Origin of the sequence: Prevotella sp. SGI.167, from assembly GCF_050313615.1 — a bacterium.
In the GTDB taxonomy this organism is placed as follows: domain Bacteria; phylum Bacteroidota; class Bacteroidia; order Bacteroidales; family Bacteroidaceae; genus Prevotella.
In genome coordinates, this window is the sequence record NZ_JBNPLT010000042.1 from 1 (window position 1) to 22,286 (window position 22,286).

The 22,286-nt window shown below is 44.7% G+C and carries 17 protein-coding genes; 11 read left to right on the forward strand and 6 right to left on the reverse strand.

Features of this window, described 5'->3' with window-relative positions:
• The first annotated feature begins 258 nt into the window (after positions 1–258).
• Complete coding sequence (trhA, locus tag ACQRBJ_RS14340) at positions 259–915, forward strand: PAQR family membrane homeostasis protein TrhA (protein ID WP_153121946.1); 657 nt, start codon at positions 259–261, stop codon at positions 913–915.
• A gap of 192 nt (positions 916–1,107) precedes the next feature.
• On the opposite strand, the gene ACQRBJ_RS14345 is transcribed toward trhA, so the two are convergent.
• Positions 1,108–3,843 (reverse strand): transglutaminase-like domain-containing protein, encoded by a 2,736-nt coding sequence (locus ACQRBJ_RS14345; RefSeq protein ID WP_445304007.1) that lies wholly within the window; start codon positions 3,841–3,843, stop codon positions 1,108–1,110.
• Between the two features lie 212 nt (positions 3,844–4,055).
• Between ACQRBJ_RS14345 and ACQRBJ_RS14350 the strand changes: the two genes are divergently transcribed.
• A complete protein-coding gene (locus ACQRBJ_RS14350) occupies positions 4,056–4,826 on the forward strand; it encodes a copper homeostasis protein CutC (RefSeq protein ID WP_445304008.1) in 771 nt (256 codons plus the stop codon).
• 128 nt (positions 4,827–4,954) lie between these two features.
• On the opposite strand, the gene ACQRBJ_RS14355 is transcribed toward ACQRBJ_RS14350, so the two are convergent.
• Positions 4,955–6,229, reverse strand: a complete 1,275-nt coding sequence (locus ACQRBJ_RS14355) for an alpha-L-fucosidase (protein WP_254880914.1) — start codon at positions 6,227–6,229, stop codon at positions 4,955–4,957.
• A 388-nt stretch (positions 6,230–6,617) separates the two neighbouring features.
• Here ACQRBJ_RS14355 and rd point away from each other — a divergent pair, with 388 nt between their 5' ends.
• The 7 genes from rd (at position 6,618) to dinD (ending at position 15,047) form a co-directional block, all read left to right on the forward strand.
• Positions 6,618–6,782 carry a rubredoxin gene (gene rd, locus ACQRBJ_RS14360; RefSeq protein WP_153121942.1) on the forward strand — a complete coding sequence of 55 codons (165 nt, stop codon included), beginning with the start codon at positions 6,618–6,620 and terminating at the stop codon, positions 6,780–6,782.
• Between the two features lie 83 nt (positions 6,783–6,865).
• The gene (locus ACQRBJ_RS14365; RefSeq protein WP_153121941.1) at positions 6,866–7,255 is read left to right on the forward strand and encodes a desulfoferrodoxin; all 390 of its coding nucleotides are present in this window, start codon (positions 6,866–6,868) and stop codon (positions 7,253–7,255) included.
• A gap of 140 nt (positions 7,256–7,395) precedes the next feature.
• Positions 7,396–8,466: a hypothetical protein gene (locus tag ACQRBJ_RS14370; RefSeq protein ID WP_445304009.1), complete on the forward strand. Its 1,071-nt coding sequence runs from the start codon at positions 7,396–7,398 to the stop codon at positions 8,464–8,466.
• Positions 8,423–10,630: a hypothetical protein gene (locus ACQRBJ_RS14375; RefSeq protein ID WP_441934038.1), complete on the forward strand. Its 2,208-nt coding sequence runs from the start codon at positions 8,423–8,425 to the stop codon at positions 10,628–10,630. The genes ACQRBJ_RS14370 and ACQRBJ_RS14375 overlap by 44 nt, the downstream gene beginning before the upstream one ends.
• Before the next feature lie 467 nt (positions 10,631–11,097).
• Positions 11,098–13,515, forward strand: a complete 2,418-nt coding sequence (locus tag ACQRBJ_RS14380) for a DEAD/DEAH box helicase (protein ID WP_445304010.1) — start codon at positions 11,098–11,100, stop codon at positions 13,513–13,515.
• Between the two features lie 265 nt (positions 13,516–13,780).
• Positions 13,781–14,017, forward strand: a complete 237-nt coding sequence (locus tag ACQRBJ_RS14385) for a hypothetical protein (protein WP_445304011.1) — start codon at positions 13,781–13,783, stop codon at positions 14,015–14,017.
• A 193-nt stretch (positions 14,018–14,210) separates the two neighbouring features.
• On the forward strand, positions 14,211–15,047 hold the full coding sequence (gene dinD / locus ACQRBJ_RS14390) for a DNA damage-inducible protein D (RefSeq protein ID WP_441934034.1): 837 nt from the start codon (positions 14,211–14,213) through the stop codon (positions 15,045–15,047).
• 140 nt (positions 15,048–15,187) lie between these two features.
• Here dinD and ACQRBJ_RS14395 read toward each other — a convergent pair whose 3' ends face one another.
• Both ACQRBJ_RS14395 and ACQRBJ_RS14400 read right to left on the reverse strand, forming a co-directional pair.
• Positions 15,188–15,508 carry a nucleotidyltransferase domain-containing protein gene (locus ACQRBJ_RS14395; protein WP_445304012.1) on the reverse strand — a complete coding sequence of 107 codons (321 nt, stop codon included), beginning with the start codon at positions 15,506–15,508 and terminating at the stop codon, positions 15,188–15,190.
• A gap of 67 nt (positions 15,509–15,575) precedes the next feature.
• Positions 15,576–16,013, reverse strand: coding sequence for a nucleotidyltransferase substrate binding protein (locus ACQRBJ_RS14400; RefSeq protein WP_294972206.1), 438 nt, complete (start codon positions 16,011–16,013; stop codon positions 15,576–15,578).
• 170 nt (positions 16,014–16,183) lie between these two features.
• Between ACQRBJ_RS14400 and ychF the strand changes: the two genes are divergently transcribed.
• A complete protein-coding gene (gene ychF / locus ACQRBJ_RS14405; RefSeq protein WP_089543063.1) occupies positions 16,184–17,287 on the forward strand; it encodes a redox-regulated ATPase YchF in 1,104 nt (367 codons plus the stop codon).
• A gap of 18 nt (positions 17,288–17,305) precedes the next feature.
• Positions 17,306–18,169: a prolipoprotein diacylglyceryl transferase gene (gene lgt / locus ACQRBJ_RS14410; RefSeq protein WP_445304013.1), complete on the forward strand. Its 864-nt coding sequence runs from the start codon at positions 17,306–17,308 to the stop codon at positions 18,167–18,169.
• Between the two features lie 80 nt (positions 18,170–18,249).
• On the opposite strand, the gene mutS is transcribed toward lgt, so the two are convergent.
• Entirely contained in the window at positions 18,250–20,913 is a 2,664-nt protein-coding gene (mutS, locus tag ACQRBJ_RS14415) for a DNA mismatch repair protein MutS (RefSeq protein ID WP_445304014.1), read from the reverse strand.
• Positions 20,914–21,003: 90 nt separating this feature from the next.
• A complete protein-coding gene (locus ACQRBJ_RS14420; RefSeq protein WP_294972198.1) occupies positions 21,004–22,068 on the reverse strand; it encodes an AAA family ATPase in 1,065 nt (354 codons plus the stop codon).
• Positions 22,069–22,286 lie beyond the last annotated feature (218 nt).

Here is a 22,286-nt window from a genome sequence, read left to right on the forward strand (position 1 = left end):
TTATTATCATTATAGAGTTTTCAAATGCAAAAATAAGAAAATAAACAGTAACCACCAACACTTTCTTGATTTATTTTCGGAATAAAGCACAAAAATGCAGACATCAGGCAAATAAAGCAAAACCTTTTACTTCAGATACAGACAATAACACCTTTCATATCATAACAATCCCTAAAAATAACTCTCAACTCGATTTTTCTTAGTATCTTTGCCACGCAAACAATATTTGTTCAACAATAATAAAAGATATTAAACAATATGAAACTCAAAATACACTTCAATCATAAAGAGGAACTTTGGAACTCCTGGTCGCATGCCGGTGGTATTCTCTTGGGTGTTGTCTTTGGAGCCATTTTCCTGTATTGGTGCTTTACGCAACATAACGGATGGGCCACAGCTGGTATTATTCTCTACCTGTTTGGAATGTTGATGTCGTACATCGCCTCAACAACCTACCATGCCATTTCTGCCTGGAGCAAATGGAAGGAGCGATTGCGCAAGTGGGATCATGCAGCCATCTATTGGCATATTGCCGGTTCTTACTCGCCTATCACTTTGATAGCGATGCGCGATCAGGGATATTGGGGATGGAGCCTTTTCATCTTTATCTGGACCTGCGCCATTGCCGGAACCGTCATGAGCTTCGCAAAACTCAAGGATCACAGCAACTTAGAAACGATTTGTTTTGTAGGAATGGGGTTATCCGTACTCGTGGCTTTCAAGCCATTGATAGATTCGGTTTCACCAGCCACAGTTATCTGGATTATCGCAGAGGGCGTCTGTTACATTACGGGAGCCGTTTTCTACAGCATCAACAAGAAGCGATATATGCATTCGGTATTCCATTTCTTTGTTTTAGCAGGAAGCGTTTGCCACATTATCGCAGTTTGGGATATCCTCATGAAATACATCTAGTATTTTACGGAAATATTTCCCACCAAGAATCACTTCTATACATTAATTATATATAGAGATACATAAATACCCGTTGGCTGAATAAAATTAATTATTTTGCCAACGGGTATACCTTATTATATATAGGAGATTTTTGGTTATTTATTCCTCCTTCTCCATTTTTCTGGTGAAAGCTGTAGCTGATGATACCAACTACAGTTTCTTAATAATAGTCTCCAACTGCTCACCCAAGCCGATAGTATATCCTTGAGAGATATAAACCACACGGTTGAAGGTATCAGAAAGGATGAACATAGGAAGGAGATTAGCATTCTGAAGCTTCATGTTAGTAACAATCTGCTTGCGGATAGCCCCATCCTTGTCGAAACCAAAGATGATATTCTTTGGCAATCCAGGGAATTCAGAGATTCTGAATTTCTGAGCAGACGCCTCATCCTCGAACAGGAGAACGATAGGACGATTCCATTTCTCAAAAACCTGAGCCACTTTGGCAATATCCTTCAAAGCATGATTAGTAGGTTCCTGACCAACACCAATCACTCCCGTAATGAAGTATCCACGACCAGTCTGACTGAGAAGACTTACCTCCTGAGCATTAGCTGTAGCAGATGCAAAGGAGCCACCATTTTCCTCTGGGCTAGTCAACAACATGAATTTCGACTCTGAGTCGAAATTACCAATCACAGTAACCTCAGTAGAAGAAGTACGTAAGTGCATATCAATGACAGTTGTACCGCCCTTTTCAACATGGAACATCTGCATTTCTGCAAGCACGCCACCATTGGCAAGACGAGTACCGGTAACAAGCGAATAGTCGCCTTCATCCAATTCCACCCCATTTTTAAAGGTACCGCTCCAAGTGCATCCCTCCTCAGGATATTCCAAGAGAGAGGTAGAACCATCAGGATTAATGCGATGCAAGGTGAAGTGGCTATAATATTTAGGATCATCAATAGCTCCATTATCAGCATATTTCATAACGAGTTTGCCTCTTGCAGCCACCTCCTGTTTAGCATTGTCGAAATCAACGTCAATCCATTCGCCTCCATTTGCATTCTTATACTGTGTTTTCTTAGTCACCTCATCCACCTGAGCCTCGATACCCAAACTTCTGGCAACATCCACGAAGAATACCTTGCGAGAACGGGCATCGGTAAGGCGAGCACGATATACACCGATAGGAGTTTGAGCAATCTGGAGCGCCTTCTTATCAGGATTGATACGGATATTCTTCTTCACCCACTCAACCAAGAGACTTGGATTGTTCTTGAAAGCAACCTGCTTCTTGGCAAATTCCTTCTCAAAGAACTGCTTGAATGGAGTAATGATCATCTCGTTTTCTACACGTGGAGACAACTGGTCGCTCTTGGCATTGAAGTTATCTTCCAGGATATCCATCTGCATATCTCTCAAATCCTTGGCGCTCAATGTACCGAGCAAGCCAATGGCACGATTCAGATTATCCTTATGATTAACCAGGAAAGAAAGGATAACGCGATGGTTACCGCTTGAACCTACCAGGAATTTCACCATCTTCTGAGTATTCTCCTCAGAACCAGAAGCAAGACCATTATCCTTCAATGCCTGCAATGCACTTTCCTTGTTATAGAAGGTAGCAAGATAAGCATGGCGGATAGAATCTTCGTAAGCAAAACGCTCTAAGTTTTTAGCTCTTGCCTCAGGAGAAACTTCAGGAATATTGGCTTTCTCTGGAGGAGGAACGATATCGAATGAATCTCTGAAGAATACCATCTTGGCAGAAGCTACCGCATTAGATTGCTGAGAAGCACTCATCTGCTTTCCAACCTCATAGGTCATTTTTACGGTTATTGCCTTGTCTTTCCCGAAAGAAGCCTTGGCAAAACCATATTTACCACCCTTGGAAGCCCAGATCATCATATCACCCTTGCCGGCAGAAAGGAATGTCTTGCCGTCTGCAGCTGTATATTTGGTAACTACTGTGTTAAACTCGGCGTAGTTATAAATCTTGAAATCTACTCTCGCTCCATCAACAGGATTGCCTGCTGCATCTACGATATTGAAATCGATGCGAGCTGAAGAACCATAGTTGTCGATGAGGTTGATTTCGGTATAGTTAGAGGTGCGGAGCATCACTTCCTCCGGACCATTATAATCACCGAAAGCCTTGGTATGCATCAGCATGGCACGTGATGCAGGAGCATTAAACCATGCCAGATTCAATACTGCTTCCGGCTCACAGGCTCCCAGGAAGTACCAGGTACCATCAGCCCAAGCCTCTACCCAAGCGTGGTTATCATCAGTATGTGCCCAGCGAGGAGTATAAACCTGGCGTGCAGGAATACCAATAGCTCTCAATGCAGCCACGGTAAAAGTACTCTGCTCACCACAACGTCCGTAAGCCGAACGAATGGTAGAAAGAGGTGCTGATGTACGGCCATCTGATGGCTGATAAGTAACTCGTTCATGACACCAGTGGTTTACCTCGAGGATGGCATCCTTCATGCTCATACCCTTCACACGCTCCTTCAATTCCTTGAAGAAAACCATACGGGAATTGTCCAGATTCTCATTGTTGATGCGAACAGGAAGTACGAAATGACGGAAAAGCAACTCAGGCACCTTGCTGCCCCAAGCCATCTGCTGACGTGCCTCGAAGCTAGAGCGAACGTTTTCCAGGAAGAAGCTGGTTGGATAGTCAGTAACATCAGCTAAAGGCATGTAAGCATAAAGAAACTGCAAAGCCTCTGCCTCATCGCTGGTAGCATTCTGCTGCTTGAGCATCTTCTGGTCATAGAACTGCTTACCTACCAACTTGACCTTTTGTTGAAAGGCCGTTTCCATTTTCGTACGATAAGCTGCATCGGTAATGAAATGATCATTTGCCGCCATCATAGTCTGCCAAGAGGCCAAAAACATAACAGCGAACATTACTAAAAAATTTCTCATTGTTAGTTAGCTTTTTAATTCTGTTACTATATTCCAGTTAATATATTGATGTTTCGATTTCAACTTTCTGCAAAAATAATGTTTTTTTTTGAAATAATAGCTATCCCAAAAGAAAAAATGTTATCTTTGCAGAAAAATTCGAGAAATCGAGTAAAAAGAGAAAAGAATTAGAAAGAAATCAAGTAACTAAACTGAAAGAAGAATTTGAAACTATGAACAGAGACGATTTTAAGTTTGAAATATGCGCCAACAGCGTAGAGAGCTGTCTGGCTGCACAGGAAGGTGGAGCCAACCGTGTTGAACTATGTGCAGGCATACCAGAAGGTGGCACGACCCCATCGTATGGTGAAATAAAAATTGCCAGAAAATTACTCCATCAAACCAAGCTCCATGTCATCATCCGCCCTCGTGGTGGAGATTTTCTCTATACTCCTTTGGAGATTGAGCGTATGGAAGAAGACATTCGCCTTTGCCGGGAATTGGGTGTAGATGGTGTAGTAATCGGATGCCTTACAGAAGATGGAGAAGTGGACATGGAAGCGAATCGCCGACTCGTGGAACTGGCGAAAGGCGGTAATGAACAGAAACCGTTGAGCGTTACCTTCCATCGTGCCTTCGACCGTGCCGCCAATCCTCAGAAGGCTTTGGAAGACATCATCTCTCTGGGTTGCGACCGCATTCTTACATCGGGTCAGCAGCCAAAGGCAGTAGAAGGTATAACGCTTCTTTCCGAACTTAAGAAGGCAGCAGCTGGTCGCATCATCCTCCTTGCCGGATGTGGCGTAAACGAGGATAACATCCGCACCATCTTTGATGCTACCGGTATCCACGAGTATCACTTCTCGGCAAGAGTCAACGTACCTAGCAAGATGAAGCAGCTCAATACCAATGTATACATGGGTGCCGAGGGTGCTGATGAAAGCAACTCTCCTGTTACATCTGCAGAAAGAGTGAAGCAAACTATCGCCAACCTTTTGGGATAGGATTTTTCTATAACGAAAAAGATTTTTCCGATAACGCAAATCGCGTTTTCCCACAAAACAAAAAAGTGTCGCAATCTCCAATATTCCAGGAGATTACGACTCTTTTCCAATATATTATTCACACAATCTTAGAGTGCAATTTCCACAACCTTATCCATCTCTGTAGGAACCTCACCGAGATTCAGGAGTACACCACCTTCGCACTTCTGAACCTTCACCGGCTTCTTGCTGGCAAAATCGAATGCCTTCTTTACCTTCTGGTTCCCAAGAGGCAGGAAGAGGCTTTTATCCTTCAAGTTCAGGATATGAACAAAAAGACGGTTGCCTTTCTGGGTAGTAACACCCCAATCATGAGGAGCCACGATGCCGCCACGGGTACCATAGATGGTTTCGCCGTAAGTCTTCATCCACTCACCCATCTCTGCCAGGCGCTCCAATGCTACTGCAGGAAGCTCACCATCTGGCTGAGGACCGATATTCATCAACAGATTGGCATTCTTTCCAGCCGCATTCACCAGATAATGAACCAAAGTCTTGGTAGACTTATAATCCTGGTCGGTAATCTTGTAACCCCACATTCCGTTCATAGTCTCGCAGGTTTCGAGAGGCAGACGACTGATGTCCTGACCAGACAATCCTGCCTTGTTCTCACCAGGAAGGTCACGCTCGAATGCCTGAGCATCCTCACCCTCGAAAGGAGTAGAATGATGGTTGTTCATGACCAGGCAACCTGGCTGCAGGCGATGGATGAGTTCATACTGCTCAGGCAACTGCCAGTCGAAGTTAGGATTCTGATCCTGATCCCACCATCCATCAAACCAGATACATCTCACCTTACCGTAGTTGGTAAGAAGCTCAGTAAGCTGGTTGTTCATAAACTGATAGTAGCTCTTCCAGTTTCCCTTCGGATTAGGACGGCCAGTACCTCTACCTGTTCTTCCCCATACAGCATCCTCACGATACCAGTCGATATGAGAATAATAAAGGTGCAAAGCGATGCCCTGCTTGTGGCACTCATCCGCCAGCTCCTTTACGATGTCGCGACGGAAAGGAGTAGCATCTACAATATTATAATCAGAATACTTGGTCTTGAACATAGAGAATCCCTCGTGATGACGAGTGGTAAAGCAGATGTACTTGGCACCTGAAGCCTTGATGGCAGCCACCCATTTGGCAGCATCAAACTTAGAAGGATAGAAACCACCAGCCAACTTAGCATACTCCTTGTAATTCAGGTCCTTATTGGTCATTGTCCATTCGCCGGTAGCGAGCATGCTGTACAATCCCCAATGCAGGAAGATACCGAACTTATCATCCTGGAACTGCTTGCGGGATTCCAGATTTTCCGCAGATGGCTGATAATGCTGAATCTTGTTTTCCTTGGCAGCATCATTCCCAACCATGGCATTAGCTGTTAGGCTAGAGCAACCCAAAGTAAGGATTGCAGCACATAATTGTGACTTAAAACTCATTTTAATTCCCATAATTAATGTTGTTGTTATAGTTAGTTATAATGGTGCAAATATACAACTTTTTTTTAATAATAAGGATGATAATCAGAAAAAACTCAATTTTTTCTCTTCTTTTCTCAGCTTTCTCTTCTTTTCCCAGCTCTCTTTTATCCCTAAGATTAAAATATATAATGTTTTTATAATATTTCTAAATTTATTTGGGAATTAGAGAAAGAAATCGTACATTTGCAATGTTTATCAGAGAATTGCGCTGTAGTACTTATCTGATAGAGAATGAAAGAACAAGAATATTTACATCAAAAGAAGAAAGGAAAACATTATGAAGAAATATGTTTGTGACGTATGTGGTTGGGTTTATGATCCAGAAGTAGGTGATCCAGAGGGCGGCATCGCTCCAGGTACAGCATTCGAAGACATCCCTGATGATTGGGTTTGCCCTCTTTGCGGAGTAGGCAAGGATGATTTCAGCCTCGTTGAGGAGTAACCCGAAGAAAACTTTTTGGAGAAATAATCCAAAGAAACGCCTGATATTCAGGCAACACATATATTAATATAGGAGGAACCATTATGACAAAAGTTAGAGAAATCTACCGCTGCCAGATTTGTGGCAACGTAGTAGAAGTAGTGAACCCTGGAGCCGTGCTTAGCTGCTGCGGTGAACCAATGAAGCTCATGAAGGAAAACACCAGCGATGGCGCCAAGGAGAAGCACGTGCCTGTGATTGAACCTATCGAGGGCGGTTACCGTGTAACAGTAGGAAGCGTGGAGCATCCGATGCTCCCAGAGCATTACATCCAGTGGATTGAGCTGCTCACCCCTACCGATGTGCTCCGCCATGAGTTGAAGCCGGGTGAAAAGCCAGAGGCTATCTTCATGACAAACGCTGATGCCAAGGATGTTACGGCTCGCGAATACTGCAATCTCCACGGATTGTGGAAAGGGGTAATTGAAGGATAAAAAACATCATACCAATAAAAGGTCTCATATCGTTTTCCCAATGTAGGGAATATGATATGAGACCTTTTTAACTTTATTTACATCTCATTTCTTGCCACATTCGCCAGGAAATATCTATCTTTGCCGACAAAACGCTATAGATGATGAGAAGAATATGGAATGATCTTACATCAATGCGCTTGCTGCCAGCATTATTCACCTGCATCTGTCTGATTTCCTGTTCACAAGATACAACAACAGAAAACCAGCGCTCCGCCTACTATTGGAGTACAACCTGGCAGATGGACAGCAGCAAGATGAACTTCATCCAGAAACACCATATCAAACGACTCTACGTTAGATTCTTTGATGTGGTAAGGGATGCGGATGGAGAAATCATGCCCAATGCTACCCTGCAATTTGATACAACCGATGAAAATATGACAACTGAAGAAAAGGAGAAAGAACCTCTGATGCCGAAAGGAATGGAGATTATCCCCGTTGTCTATATCGTGAACAACTGTTTTAAAGCAAATACCAAGACGAATTCTATCAGCAGCGACAAATCGGGCGGGAAATCTTCAGATGAAACACCCCGACAACTCGCAGATAAAATTCTGAACCGCATCCTTCAGATGAACGAAGCCAATGACATCGGGAACGTGAAAGAGATTCAGATAGACTGCGACTGGACTGCTTCAACGCAAGAAGCTTATTTTGAATTCCTCCATATTTTAAAGGAGAATGCCAAAGACAAGAAGATGCAACTTTCCGCTACCATCCGGTTACACCAGCTCTCGATGACTCCACCCCCTGTGGATAGAGGCATCCTGATGATGTATAATACGGGCGATGTAAAACAGCTTAGTTGCCAAAAGCCGATACTCGACATGAAGGATGTAGCTCCTTACATCCAGCATCTGGGCAGTTATCCGTTACCGCTCTCTGCAGCCTATCCACTCTTCAGCTGGCGAGTTCTCTTCAGAGAAGGAAAATTCGTAGGCATCTTGCATGCTGATGATGATTTCCCCGTATTGCCAAGCGACAGCATCGTAGTAAGAAAGCCCGAAATGAGCGACATCATGGAAGCCGTCAGAAGCATCAATTACCAGAATGAAGACATCAACAACGAGGTTATTCTCTTCGATCTCAACACCGATAATATCAAACGATTTAAATCAGAAGATTATGAAAAGATTTTTAATCATAGGAGTAATAGCAGCAGCATTTAACACCCACGCCAACGCCTGCGTTGCCGAATACTCTGATCACAACTATTATATGTTCAGCGTATTCAATCGCGACCAGACTTCGCCAGCGTATCTCTACGATATCGCCAGCTACTGGCAGAAGTATGTCGACAAAACATCTTCTACTTATTTATCCTCCTCTACTGATTTATCTTTCTACAGATGGAACCAGAAATATATTCAGAAAGTTGCTCAGCGCAAAAAGGATGCAGAAATGATTTCCTATCTCCGACGCCTGAACGATTATCTGGATACTTGCGAAAAGCTGAATCCCAATGTCTGGAACTATGCATCAAAGCAGGAACGGCTCCTGGCCCAACAATCGCTTACCCGACTCAATAATGTCACCAAACTCTACAAGGGTACCAAACTCAAGAGCCAGTACGCCCTGCTCCGTATGCGTACCAATATGATGAAGGGATTTCACCAGCAGAACATCACCTATTGGAATGCCATCGCCTCCCGACTTCCTAAATCACCATGGCGGGAGGCGATGCGCAACATTTATGCCCGGGCTTTGTGGAAAACAGGGAAACACCAGCAGGCACTCGATATCTATGCCGAGCAGGGAGATATGGCAAGTATCAGGGTACTCGCCCGAAACTATCGCAATCTTGCGGGCATTCAGAGCACCTATCTCAAGAATCCGAACTCGGCAATGCTCACCTATCTGGTGCAGGATTTCGTGAACAACTGTCAGCAGACAATAGACAGTCGCTCCAAAGAACAGTTAGATAAAGAGTGGATTGAGGAAATAGGCGCCAAGGTAATCTATCAGAAAGAAGCCCTCAACTTCATCACCTTTGCCAACGAGGTCATCGCAGAAGGCAAGACGCAGAGTCCTTGTCTGTGGCGTTCTGCCACCGCCATGCTCCATTATCTCTATGGATATCAGCAGGAAGCATGGAAGGAGATTAGTGAAGCTGTCGCCCTGGATGGAACACAGCGAATGAAGGATAATGCAAGAGCCATCCGCCTCTTGGTTTCTACCCGAAACACACAAGTGGATAGCGATTATCCGCAATATCTGGTCGGCGAATTCAAATGGCTCAACGAGATGGCAAAGGAAGAAAACCCAAGAAAAGATTCTTCCACCAATCCTGACAACCACTATGTAGAGGTGAAGGAGCGCGTGGCTTACCGCGCCCTGTACAACCGGTTCAAGACGATGGCAGACAAGGCGAAAAAGGAAAACCGGCAGGAAGCTGGCAGAGATTACGAAAGCATGGCTACGGCGATGTATGGCATGATGGATGCCTACATGCGAACCTTCTACAAGGAGCAACAGAATGAAGAATACATCAGCCGCTATCTTTATTCATCGGAATACGCCCTTCGTCTCGACTCGCTCTCTGCGCAGCAACTTGCTGATTACTATCGCTTCATCACCGCTCAACATCAGGATGCCTTTCAGCAATACGTCTGCCAGTCGCTCTATCGCAATGCCGATTTCTTCAAGGATATGATAGGCACCAAGTATCTTGCCGAGGGTAACTTTGGAGAAGCTGCCCGCTGGCAGAAGGATATTTCTTTGGATTTCATCAACAACCAGGCCATCAGTTTCTATGCCGAGAAGCGCAGTTATGCTGTGCCTTACTGGTTCAACCACCAGAAGGTGAATGATTCGGATATGTGGAGCATTCAGGGCAGTTATGCCCACCTGAAAGAGAACCCGAAGTTGAAATTCTGTAAGGAGATGAACCAGCTCATCAGCCAATACAATGTGGCTCGTGAAGGCGAAGTCAGGGAGAAACTTGCCTATGAACTTGCCACCCGCTATTATCAGGCATCCTGTTATGGCGACTGCTGGTATCTTACCCATTATGGCAAGAGCGTAGCCGATAGTGCCCGCACAGGCGAAGCCGATTTCGCAGCCATCGCTCAGAAATATCTCAAGGTGAGCAAGCAAAGCAGCAATCTTACGCTTCGCTATCATTCGCTCTATGCCCTCTCATCCATCGGCATCGATCCATGGTTCAAAATTACATACGATGCCAACTGGAACGAGCAGAAGCTTCTCCAGCCACAATCCGCTCAATATCAGGCAATGATGGAATGGAGCCAGTTCAGCCGTCAACATCCGGAAATCGTGGATCAATACACCACCCGATGTGATGTATTGAAGCAATTCGAAAAAAATCTCTAATCTCTTACCATTTTCCCAGCATTGGGAAAATGGTAACTTTTTCACCGCACATCAGCCGTCCAACACTCGCACATCAGCTGTTATGCAAGCGCACATCACCTGATGTGCAAGCGCACAACAGCTGATGTGCAGCCTTATATACTATATCTTCCAACAATTTCTCCTATATCTTCCAGCAACTTCTATTATATACCTCAAAGACTTCTGTTATACCTTCCAGGTACTTCTCCTATATCTTTCGACAACTATCCCTATATCTTTTGAAGACTATCCCTATATACCTCAACGTCTTCTCCTATATCTTCCTGCATCCGCAAGTGTTTCAGCGTTTCACTTGTTTTTCCAACATCAATTTTCCCTCATCTATGATTTTTAGTTAATTTTCCACGATTTCTTTGTATCTTTCATCCATAATGTGTATCTTTGCATTAAATATATTTAAACGTTTGAAATAAGGCAACATAACAATGGCAAAGAATAATAAGCAGGCAGCTAACCAAGACGGTAACAGCACCAAGAAGGCTATAAAGAAAAAGAAGAAAGTCAAGGTTTCGCATATCGTGAAACCAGAAAACATGACTTTAGAGGAATGGCAAATCAAACTGCGCAAGCAGGTGACCGATATCGAGCACTTCGATATCAGTTGTGTTGATGACGCCCTTTGCCCTGGAGAGTATATCGTTCGCAACCCTGAAAAGAACAACGAGTACAAGGTGGTGTATCGTGGAGCCAACAGCGAATGGAATTATTGTTCCTGCATGGATTTCAAGACTTCGAGACTCGGCACCTGCAAACATATCGAAGCCGTCAAGAAATGGTTTGGCGGAAAGAGGGGCGTACATGTACATCGGGAATTGCCACCTTATACTTCTGTCTATCTCTCCTATCGGGATGAGCGATGCGTAAAGATTCGTATCGGCTCAGACAACAAGGAGGCATACGAACAGTTAGCCAAAGATTACTTTGACAAGAACCATGTCTTGAAGAAATCAGCCTATGCCCGCATTGGCTCTTTCTTGAAACAAGCTCGCCAAATCAGCGATACATTCAGATGCTATAAAGATGCCATTGACTTTATCATCGATATTCGCGAAAAAGCGAAAAGAATGAAGATTGTGAAGACATACGATGACGAGAAACTCAACAATCTTTTGAAAGTAAACCTCTATCCTTACCAGAAAGAGGGCATCCGCTTTGCTGCAAAGGCAGGAAAGGCTATCATTGCCGACGAGATGGGTCTCGGAAAGACAATCCAAGCTATAGGTACTGCCGAACTGCTACGCAAGGAAGGTCTTATTGGCTCTGTACTCATCCTCTGCCCTACCTCGCTCAAATATCAATGGCGAAGTGAAATCAAGAAGTTTACTGATGCCGAAGTCTTCGTCATAGAGGGAAGTCATCTCAAGAGAAAGGAAGCGTACAATCGCCCGGAACCTTACAAGATTATTTCCTATAATAGTGCCGCCAATGACATCAAGATACTCGGCTGTTTGCAAACCGATATGCTCATCATGGACGAGGTGCAGCGCCTGAAGAACTGGAACACGCAGATTTCCCGTGCGGCAAGAAAGATAGAATCAGATTACTCCGTAATTCTATCCGGTACCCCATTGGAGAACAAGCTCGATGAACTCTACTCTATCGTGGAGTTTGTTGATAATTTCCGCCTTGCCCCTTACTACCTCTTCAAAGACAAGCATATCATTACTGATGAAACAGGAAAAGTTCTGGGTTATAAGAACTTAAACGACATAGGCAAGAAGCTGGGCGATATTCTCATCCGTCGTCGCAAGAAGGATGTGAAACTCCAGATGCCTGAGCGTTCTGACAAGAACCTTTTCATTCCGATGACCAACGAGCAGATGGAGATGCATCAGGAGTGGCAGAACCAGGTACGTCTCCTGGTTCTGAAATGGCGCAGGATGCATTTCCTATCCGATAAAGACCGCAAGCGTCTCCTGCTCTTCCTCTCACAGATGCGCATGGTATGTGACAGCAGTTATATCCTCGACCAAAAGACGAGATACGACACCAAGGTGGATGAATGCGTGAACATCATCAGCGACATTATCAGCGAGGAAGGTGAAAAGGTTGTGGTATTCAGTCAATGGGAACGCATGACCCGCCTCATCGCCAAGGAACTGGAGAAAAAAGAAATAGGCTTTGAATATCTGCATGGTGGCGTGCCATCCGAAAAGCGCAAAAACCTGGTAGATAATTTCATGAACGAACCATCGAGCCGGGTTTTCCTCTCTACTGATGCCGGAAGCACAGGCTTGAACCTGCAGTCAGCCGCTACCATCATCAACATCGACTTGCCTTGGAATCCTGCCGTTCTCGAACAGCGTATCGGGCGCATCTATCGCCTTGGTCAGCAGAACAACATCCAGGTTATCAATCTCGTAACACCTGATTCCATCGAGCAGGAAATGCTCGGTAAGTTGCGTTTCAAGACCTCCATGTTTGAAGGCGTTCTTGATGACGGCGAAGATTCTGTATTCATCACAGATGATAAGTTCAGCAAGATGATGGAAACAGTGAGCGGTATGGTGGAAGAGGACGAAGAAACAGAGAAGGCTCGCAACAAACATAAATCTAACGAGAATAAAGAAGAGGTTTCCATCCAGCAGCAAACGAACTCATCTTCGAACAGAGAATCTGTCTCTAATCGCTCAAGTGAGCCAAAGGATTTGGTTGCCCTGGGAATATCTTTCCTCTCAGGCTTAGCCGAAACCTTAAAGTCGCCAGAAGCCACAGCCCAGCTGGTTGATTCCATCGTTGAGAAAGACGAGCAGACAGGCGAAACCTCCATCAAGATACCAGTGGAGAGCAAAGAGACTGTTTCTAACCTTCTGAATCTCATCGGTAAGTTGTTTGCAAAATAAGTCATGGGTAAAAAGAAACATAAGCACCAAGGACATTATTGCAAGATGTGTGGAGAGTATAAATCCAACGAGTCGTTCAGTGGTAAAGAACACAAACTGCACATCTGCAAGGAATGTATGTCAAAAAGAAACAAAACTAAAAAGGAAAAGAAACGTTTAGAACATTATCGAATTAACGAAGTCTCAGAAGAAAACAGCTCGCAAGCTCATTAATTTGGGCTTGCAGCGAGAGTGTGCCAAGTTCATGCAATCCACCAAAGATTTCATGAACAAGAACGCATCAGAAGAGGATGCTCACGATGCATACCTCAAACTATATGATAAGGTATACCAATTCGACAAGCATATCGCTCGCCGATACGATGGGATGTCAGGAGGTAGATATTACATCACCGTATGTTACCTATACTATGACGGAGCATTGACTGACGAAGACATCCGAGAGTTTGACGATGAGCTATATAACAGTTTGACAGAAGCCAAGAAGTCTTTTCAAAATTAAACGATATGAGTTACACAGAATATTCTTGTAGCAGACTAACTTTTAAAATATGTTTGTTCTACCAAAAGAAATTGGAAATTTAGGAGAGATACAAGTATTTATTGATGAGCAAAGAAGGAAATAAATAACCTTTACCTTGCTACAACCAAATAAAAAGCGTAACTTTGCCGAAATATCATAAAAATAAGCAATTATGAAGGAAGAAGAAATCAAAGAATTGTTCGAGCAATTCGAAGCTATTGCCAACGAATACGAAGGCGTAGAGTGTTGGAGTGCAAGAGAACTTGCACAAGTGTTGGGTTATAGCCAATGGCGTAATTTCGAAGGAATTATCGAAAAAGCAAAAGCATCATGTACCAATGCAGGGCAAGAGGTATCATACCATTTTGCTGATGTCAGCAAAATGGTCACCCTTGGTTCTGGATCTCAGCGTGAAGTCAAAGACTACATGCTGACTCGTTATGCTTGCTATCTCATTGCCCAAAACGGTGATCCACGCAAGCCACAAATCTCTTTTGCCCAAAACTACTTTGCCGTACAAACTCGCCGAGCAGAATTGGTGCAAAAGCGTTTGCAGGAATACGAACGTGTACAAGCACGTGCAAAACTTGCTGAAACAGAAAAGCGTCTCTCTGGTGTATTATATGAAAGAGGTGTGGACAGCAAAGGCTTTGCCATCATTCGCTCTTTGGGCGACAAGGCGTTGTTTAATCTCGACACGGCTCTTCTCAAACGAAAATTGGGTGCTCCCAACAGCAGGCCTCTCGCCGATTTCCTCCCTACACTCAATATCAAAGCCAAAGATTTTGCTGCAGAAATGACTTCTGTCAACGTTCAGCAAAAGGATTTACATGGTCAGCAAACTATCTGTCAAGAACATGTCGATAATAATAAGGCTGTTCGTAATATGATGCTCCAACGTGGCATTGTGCCAGAAGATCTTCCAGCAGGTGAAGATGTCAAGAAAGTAGAACGCAGATTGAAATCTGACGAAAAGACATTGACCAAAAAGAATAGCAAAAAGAAATAATATCCATCACAATTCTACAACTGGAGAAGATGTAAGAATTTCATCACACATCAGCTGTTCAACGCCCGCACAACAGCTGATGTGTGGCCTTAGATACTATATCTTCCAATGATTTCTCATATCTTCTCCAACGACTTCTATTATAATTCCCGAGAATTTCTATCATATATCTCTACCCCTCTCCTTTCAATATGGCTCTTGAAATCAGCATTCTTCAAATCCTTATAGATGCAGAAATCAAACTCGTAGGGCAGGAGCAAATCATCTATTTCATTCTTGAGTTGGAGCAAGTCAGTAAGCGACAAGGCTTCGCCTACCAATGCGATATCCACATCGGAAAAAGGCTTGTTGGTTCCTTTAACCCTGGAGCCAAAAAGTATTGCCTTACTGATATGAGGGAAATGAGAGAAAACCGAGAACACTTTCTTCCAGTCTCCCTCTTCTATGCCATATTTTTTCATCTGTCAATATCAAAGAGATTCATTTCTAAACTACCGAAACAAAAGAGATAAACAAGAACAGGAGAAATTATACATCAGAAGCCTTGATGGCATTCATCTTCTCGCTGAACTTTACGAATATCGGAAGATAATCATGGATAATCTGGTTCAATACCATATTGAATTCCTCTTCATCATAACAATGAGAAGTAAGATTACGGGATGAAATGGTACTCATCCAGGCAGAATCCTCTACGATACCCATCTGCAAAGCCTTGCGGATAGCATCTCTTGAACCCTGCACATCGGTATAGCCCTGATATTCCTCATAATCCTTCATCACTTTCCATGCCAATTCCTGAGTATATTCAAAGCGTTGCACCAGACCTTCTTTCAAAAGGTCATCCACTTCGCCACTGAATTGTTTCTCCGTAGAAACTATCCTGGCTGCATTCTGCAATCGAGTAACCGCCTTGTCATAGTTGCTCAATCGCTGTACCCATCGTATATCTTGATTCTCTGACATAAGCCTTGATTTTTTTTCGCAAAGGTAAGAAAAGTTATTGAGAAAACCTATACCACCAGCCCTTTTTCTTGTCTCATGCCCCAAGTTTTAGTTAATTTTCCACGATTTCTTCGTATCTTTCATTTATAATGTGTACCTTTGCACCAAATATTTAAACGTTTAAAGATAAAATGGCATTAAAATGTGGTATTGTAGGCCTCCCAAACGTGGGTAAGTCTACACTGTTCAACTGTCTGTCTAGTGCTAAGGCACAGGCAGCTAACTTCCCTTTCTGTACTATCGAACCAAACTTGGGCGTCATCACCGTACCTGATGAGCGACTCAACAAGTTGGCAGAGATTGTTCACCCTGGACGCATCGTCCCAGCTACTTGCGAAATCGTAGATATCGCAGGTCTCGTAAAGGGTGCCAGCAAGGGCGAAGGTCTTGGTAATAAATTCTTGGGAAATATCCGTGAATGTGATGCTATCATCCACGTAATCCGCTGCTTCGACGATGACAACATCGTCCGCGAAGGTGGCGCTAAGGTTGATCCTTTGGAGGACAAGAGCGTCATCGATACAGAGTTGCAGCTCAAGGACCTGGAAACCATCGAATCTCAGCTCGCCAAGCAGCAGAAGACTGCTGCAGCCGGCAATAAGGATGCCAAGCTGATGGTTACCGTTCTGGAGGCTTACAAGGCTGTTCTGGAGCAGGGAAAGAACGCCCGTGGCGTTACTTTCGAAACCAAGGAAGAGCAGAAGGTGGCTCACGACCTCTTCCTCCTCACTACCAAGCCAGTGCTCTACGTAGCCAATGTTGACGAGGCTTCTGCCAAGACCGGCAACGAGTATAGCAAGAAGGTAGAGGAAATCGCTAAGGAAGAAGGTGCTGAGTGCATGGTCATCGCTGCAAAGACAGAAGAAGACATCGCATCGCTCGAAACTTACGAGGACAAGCTGATGTTCCTCGAAGAACTCGGACTGGAAGAGAGCGGCGTAAACCGACTCATCAAGAAGGCATACGCCCTGCTGAACCTCGAAACATTCATCACCGCTGGTGAGATGGAGGTCAAGGCATGGACCTATCACAAGGGCTGGAAGGCTCCTCAGTGTGCCGGCGTCATCCATACCGACTTCGAGAAGGGATTCATCCGTGCAGAGGTTATCAAGTATGATGACTATATCAAGTATGGCTCTGAAGCTGCTGTACGTGAGGCTGGTAAGCTCGGTATCGAGGGTAAGGAGTACATCGTACAGGATGGCGACATCATGCACTTCCGCTTCAATGTATAATCCTATTCTTCTACAGTTATGATAGCAAATCTGCTAAACTATATCGTATGGGACCCAGATCCTATCCTGGCTCATCTGGGTCCTATGACCATCCGCTACTATTCCACCTGCTGGATGATCGGTCTGCTGCTAGGCTATCTGCTCATGAGCAAGCTCTACAAGCAGCAGGGGCTTTCAGATGAGAAGTTCTCTCCACTGTTTCTCTACATCTTTATCGGTGTATTGATAGGTGGCCGTCTGGGACATTGTCTCTTCTATCAGCCGGAATATTTCCTCACCCAGTGGGATCACTTCATCGAGATGCTGATACCTATCCACCACATGCCAGACGGCAGCTGGAAATTTACGGGTTATGAGGGACTGTCTAGCCACGGAGGTGTATTCGGCATGTTCGTCGGCATCTGGCTCTATTGCCGCAACATGAAGGTGAGTGGCTGGATAGTGCTCGACAATATGGGTATCTGCTCAGGCATTACAGCCACTTTCATCCGTTTGGGCAATCTGATGAATTCAGAGATTATCGGCAAGGTTACCGATGTGCCTTGGGCGTTTATCTTCGTTCGCGAAGACCAGTATCCACGCCATCCAGGTCAGCTCTATGAGGCATTGGCTTATTTCTGCTTCTTCCTCATCATCCTCTTCATCTATAAGAAGAGAGGTCCTAAGAGCGTTGGAACCGGTTTCTATTTCGGTCTTTGCCTTACCCTTATCTTCACCTTCCGCTTCTTCATCGAATATACGAAGGAGATTCAGGTGGCATTCGAGGCAGGCTTGCCTATGGATATGGGACAGATATTGAGTATTCCGCTCATCATCGCCGGTGTATGGAGCATTGCTTCCAGCACAAAGAGAGCGAAAGAAAAGAACGTAGAGGCAAAATAATATTAGACGACTTATTTTCAGATTATAAAAATCCCTCCTCGTGCAACAGCATCTGCTGCCACGGGGAGGGATTTATATTTTTATCTTCCCAGTAGAATCTTCTTGATGTCATTGAGCTTGTTTAATGCCTCTACCGGGGTAAGATTGTTGACATCCAAACCGAGGATTTCATCACGTATCTGCGTCAACACAGGATCATCGAGCTGGAAGAAACTGAGCTGTACACCCTCCTTAGGCTCATCAATGCGCTGCACATTAGGCTTGCCGGCACCACCAACACCCGCATTATCCTCCTCCAACTGCTTGAGAATCACATTGGCACGGTTTACGATGCTGCGAGGCATTCCGGCAATCTCTGCCACATGAATACCGAAAGAATGCTCACTGCCTCCCGGCTCCAACTTACGCAGGAAGATAACCTTGCCGTTCACTTCCTTTACACTCACATTGAAGTTCTTGATGCGAGGGAAAATCTTCTCCATCTCGTTGAGCTCATGATAGTGAGTGGCAAAGAGCGTACGTGCCTGTGCCCTCTTATGTTCATGCAGATACTCCACGATAGCCCAGGCTATGGAAATACCGTCATAGGTGGAAGTTCCTCTTCCCAACTCATCAAAGAGAACCAATGAACGCGGCGATACATTATTTAATATATTAGCTGCCTCGGTCATCTCTACCATAAAGGTTGATTCACCCAGAGAGATATTGTCGCTGGCTCCTACTCTCGTAAATATCTTGTCAACCAGTCCTACCCTCGCACTTTCTGCCGGAACAAAGCATCCTACCTGAGCCAGCAAGACTATAAGAGCCGTCTGACGCAAAAGCGCCGATTTACCTGCCATATTAGGACCGGTAATCATCATCACCTGCTGCTTCTCTGTATCCAGCAACACATCGTTCGGAACATAACGCTCGCCCAAAGGCAACTGGGTTTCTATCACCGGATGACGACCCTGCTTGATGTCGAGAATCTCAGAATCGTCGATAACAGGACGCACATAGCGGTTTTCATCCGATGTCTTGGCGAAGGACAAGAGACAATCCATACGGGCGATGAGGTTGGCATTGATCTGAATCTGAGGAATATATTCCTGCATGGCAACAATCAATTCGTTGAAGAGCTGTGCCTCCAATATCAGTATCTTTTCATCAGCACCGAGAATCTTTTCCTCATATTCCTTCAGTTCCTGGGTAATATATCGCTCTGCCTGAGCCAGCGTCTGCTTGCGAATCCACTCCTCAGGCACCTTGTCCTTGAAGGTGTTGCGCACTTCCAGATAATAGCCGAACACATTATTGTAGCCCACCTTCAGACTGCTGATGCCCGTCTTCTCTATTTCCCGCTCCTGTATCTTGAGCAGATAATCCTTGCCATGACGGCTGATGGCACGAAGGTCATCAAGTTCGGCATTGAAACCGTCGGCAATCACATCACCCTTATTGACAAGCTGTGGCGGATCGGGCTGAATCTCTCTGGCGATACGGTCCTTCAAGGTCTCGCAGACATTCAGCTGCTCCCCTACCCGTTTCAAGACTTCATTTTTGGCATGCTGACAAGCCACCTTGATAGGCTGGATGGCTTCGAGTGCATTCTTCAACTGAACCACTTCGCGTGGCGAAACTCTACCCACGGCTACTTTGGAAATGATACGCTCCAGGTCGCTGATGCGATGCAGCTGGTCATCGAGAAGCTGACGGAATTCCGGTTCCTTGAAGAAATATTCCACGATGTCGAGACGCTCGTTGATTGGTTTAACGTCCTTCAATGGGAAGACCAGCCAGCGTCTGAGCATACGTCCGCCCATCGCCGTTACCGTACGGTCGATGATATTCAGGAGAGAAGAACCGTCTTCCTGCATAGGGGCAACCAGCTCCAGACTGCGGATAGTAAACCTATCCATACGCACGAACTTATCTTCTTCAATACGTGAAAGGGCGGTGATATGATTAATCTGTGTATGCTGGGTAATCTCGAGATACTGCATGATGGCACCACTGGCTATCACGCCGTTCTTGAGATGCTCTACACCGAAACCTTTCAGAGATTTTGTCTTGAAATGTCCCAGGAGTTTCTGCAGGGCTGTCTGTTCGGTGAAAACCCAGTCATCCAGTTCGAAGGTACAGTATTTGCTGCCGAAATATTTCCCGAAGTCATTCACTCGGGCGCGGTCGTAGAGCACCTCTTTCGGCATGAAGTTGCCCATCAGTTTTTCTACATAGTCGTAGGTTCCCTCGCCGGTAAGAAACTCTCCGGTCGAGATATCCAGAAAGCTCACACCGCAGGCGGTCTTGCCGAAGTGTACGGCTGCCAGGAAGTTGTTCTCCTTGTAGTTCAGCACGTTATCTCCCATCGCCACACCCGGTGTAACGAGTTCAGTAATACCTCGCTTCACCATCTTGTCCATCTGGCTCAGTCCCTTCTTACCCTTTATTTCCAGTCGTTTCTTCTTCGGGTCTTCCAGCTGGTCGCATACCGCCACACGTTTACCTGCACGCACCAATTTAGGCAGATAAGTATCGAGAGCATGATGAGGGAATCCAGCCATCTCTGCTCCACCAGCCGAACCACCGTTGTTACGTCGGGTCAAGGTGATGCCGAGTATTCGGGAAGCCTCTATCGCATCTTCGCAGTAAGTTTCGTAGAAGTCGCCACAGCGGAAAAGCAGCAATGCCTCGGGATGCTTTGCTTTCATCTCGAAGAATTGTCGCATCATCGGTGTAAGCCCTTTATTGTCGTTTGCCATTATCTTATTCTTTTTATATCTTTATATTTTGTTTCTTATTATGTCGTCAGTCGAGACCGATTTTTATTGTGGTGGACGAATTGGATATTCCTAACAGTATTCCCCTTTGAACCAAATGCAATATATCGGGTCTACAAATACAAAGTCATCATTTTGTTTTTCGATGATGTCCTTGTTTTGGAGCGTCTTCTTGTTTTTGACTATTGTGTTAGGATTGCCGAGATTGTAGATTTGCTTGACAGCTTGTGATGAGAAATGTTGTTCTCCATCGGCGATAGCCTTGAGCATCTCTATCTGTGTGGAACTCAGGTTCTCCGTGTCGTTTTGGAACATCGGGGTATTGATGTTGAGCACCTGTTTTAAGCCTAATGCAAACACCTCCTCGGTTACTTCTGAAGCCGTGAAACTCCAGATGAAATAGCAGAGTTGTTGCAGATACCAGGAATGGCAAGATACTGTGTTGCATATTCTATCTGCCAAATCAACGGAAATAGACTTGCCCGTTTTCTCAAACGATTGTTGGATGAATGGAATCCAATGTTTCTTGGCTATCTTCTGCATGAATATCACTTGTCCGAAGCGATAGAAAGGACTGTTGGCATTGTTGAAGATGTTGAGCATCATATTTCGCTTGCTGCCGTAGAGACAGTAAGAGGTGAGTTGTTGCTGCTGCCATACGGAGCGCATTTTTCCTTCCATGTCCTTGTATTCTGGGAGATTAGCCAGTTGCTGGAACTCGTCTATGCAGACGATAATCTTGATACCTTTTTCCTTTGCCAGCATTTCGGGAAGTTGCAGGATAGTCATCTTGTCTCGCTCTTGCGGTACAAACTTCTTGGCATCCTCCATCCATCGTTCCATCTTAGAAGAAGCACAAGCTATAACTTGACTGGCAAATGTGCGATAGAACTCAGCCTCTGAACCGATGCTAAAAGCATCTATGTAACAGACTCTCACGCTCTTGTCCTCATCAGCTAATTCACTCATCGCTTTCTTGACTAGCGACGACTTGCCCCATCGGCGTGGTGAGATAAGCATCACGTTGATATGAGAGGACAGCAATTGCTTCAGCAAAGCCCTGTCTTCCACACGGTCGATGAAATTATCGTTGGTAGCTAGCGTACCGAATTGAAATGGAGATTGATATGCTGTCATATTCCTAGTAATTTGATGCAAAGTTACTAAATATTACCCAAAGGTAAATTACCCTAGGGTAATATTTAGCCTTTTTTAAAGGAACCGTAGGCTATCTTTTAGTAAGAAACTTATTACTAAGTTCTTCTTGGCATAAATATTACCAAAAGGTAAGTTACCCTAAGGTATTATTTAGAGATTTTAAGGATAAATAAAATAGTGGATAGTTGTTATCCTTT

Excerpts from the sequence above, each read along its gene's own strand:
- mutS (WP_445304014.1), bottom strand. The coding sequence starts at position 20,913 with ATGGCAAACGACAATAAAGGGCTTACACCGATGATGCGACAATTCTTC.
- ACQRBJ_RS14420 (WP_294972198.1), bottom strand. The coding sequence starts at position 22,068 with ATGACAGCATATCAATCTCCATTTCAATTCGGTACGCTAGCTACCAAC.
- lgt (WP_445304013.1), top strand. The coding sequence starts at position 17,306 with ATGATAGCAAATCTGCTAAACTATATCGTATGGGACCCAGATCCTATC.
- ACQRBJ_RS14365 (WP_153121941.1), top strand. The coding sequence starts at position 6,866 with ATGACAAAAGTTAGAGAAATCTACCGCTGCCAGATTTGTGGCAACGTA.
- ACQRBJ_RS14375 (WP_441934038.1), top strand. The coding sequence starts at position 8,423 with ATGAAAAGATTTTTAATCATAGGAGTAATAGCAGCAGCATTTAACACC.
- ACQRBJ_RS14400 (WP_294972206.1), bottom strand. The coding sequence starts at position 16,013 with ATGTCAGAGAATCAAGATATACGATGGGTACAGCGATTGAGCAACTAT.
- ACQRBJ_RS14395 (WP_445304012.1), bottom strand. The coding sequence starts at position 15,508 with ATGAAAAAATATGGCATAGAAGAGGGAGACTGGAAGAAAGTGTTCTCG.
- dinD (WP_441934034.1), top strand. The coding sequence starts at position 14,211 with ATGAAGGAAGAAGAAATCAAAGAATTGTTCGAGCAATTCGAAGCTATT.
- ACQRBJ_RS14380 (WP_445304010.1), top strand. The coding sequence starts at position 11,098 with ATGGCAAAGAATAATAAGCAGGCAGCTAACCAAGACGGTAACAGCACC.
- ACQRBJ_RS14345 (WP_445304007.1), bottom strand. The coding sequence starts at position 3,843 with ATGAGAAATTTTTTAGTAATGTTCGCTGTTATGTTTTTGGCCTCTTGG.
- ACQRBJ_RS14355 (WP_254880914.1), bottom strand. The coding sequence starts at position 6,229 with ATGGTTGGGAATGATGCTGCCAAGGAAAACAAGATTCAGCATTATCAG.
- ACQRBJ_RS14350 (WP_445304008.1), top strand. The coding sequence starts at position 4,056 with ATGAACAGAGACGATTTTAAGTTTGAAATATGCGCCAACAGCGTAGAG.
- ACQRBJ_RS14385 (WP_445304011.1), top strand. The coding sequence starts at position 13,781 with ATGAACAAGAACGCATCAGAAGAGGATGCTCACGATGCATACCTCAAA.
- trhA (WP_153121946.1), top strand. The coding sequence starts at position 259 with ATGAAACTCAAAATACACTTCAATCATAAAGAGGAACTTTGGAACTCC.
- ACQRBJ_RS14370 (WP_445304009.1), top strand. The coding sequence starts at position 7,396 with ATGATGAGAAGAATATGGAATGATCTTACATCAATGCGCTTGCTGCCA.
- rd (WP_153121942.1), top strand. The coding sequence starts at position 6,618 with ATGAAGAAATATGTTTGTGACGTATGTGGTTGGGTTTATGATCCAGAA.
- ychF (WP_089543063.1), top strand. The coding sequence starts at position 16,184 with ATGGCATTAAAATGTGGTATTGTAGGCCTCCCAAACGTGGGTAAGTCT.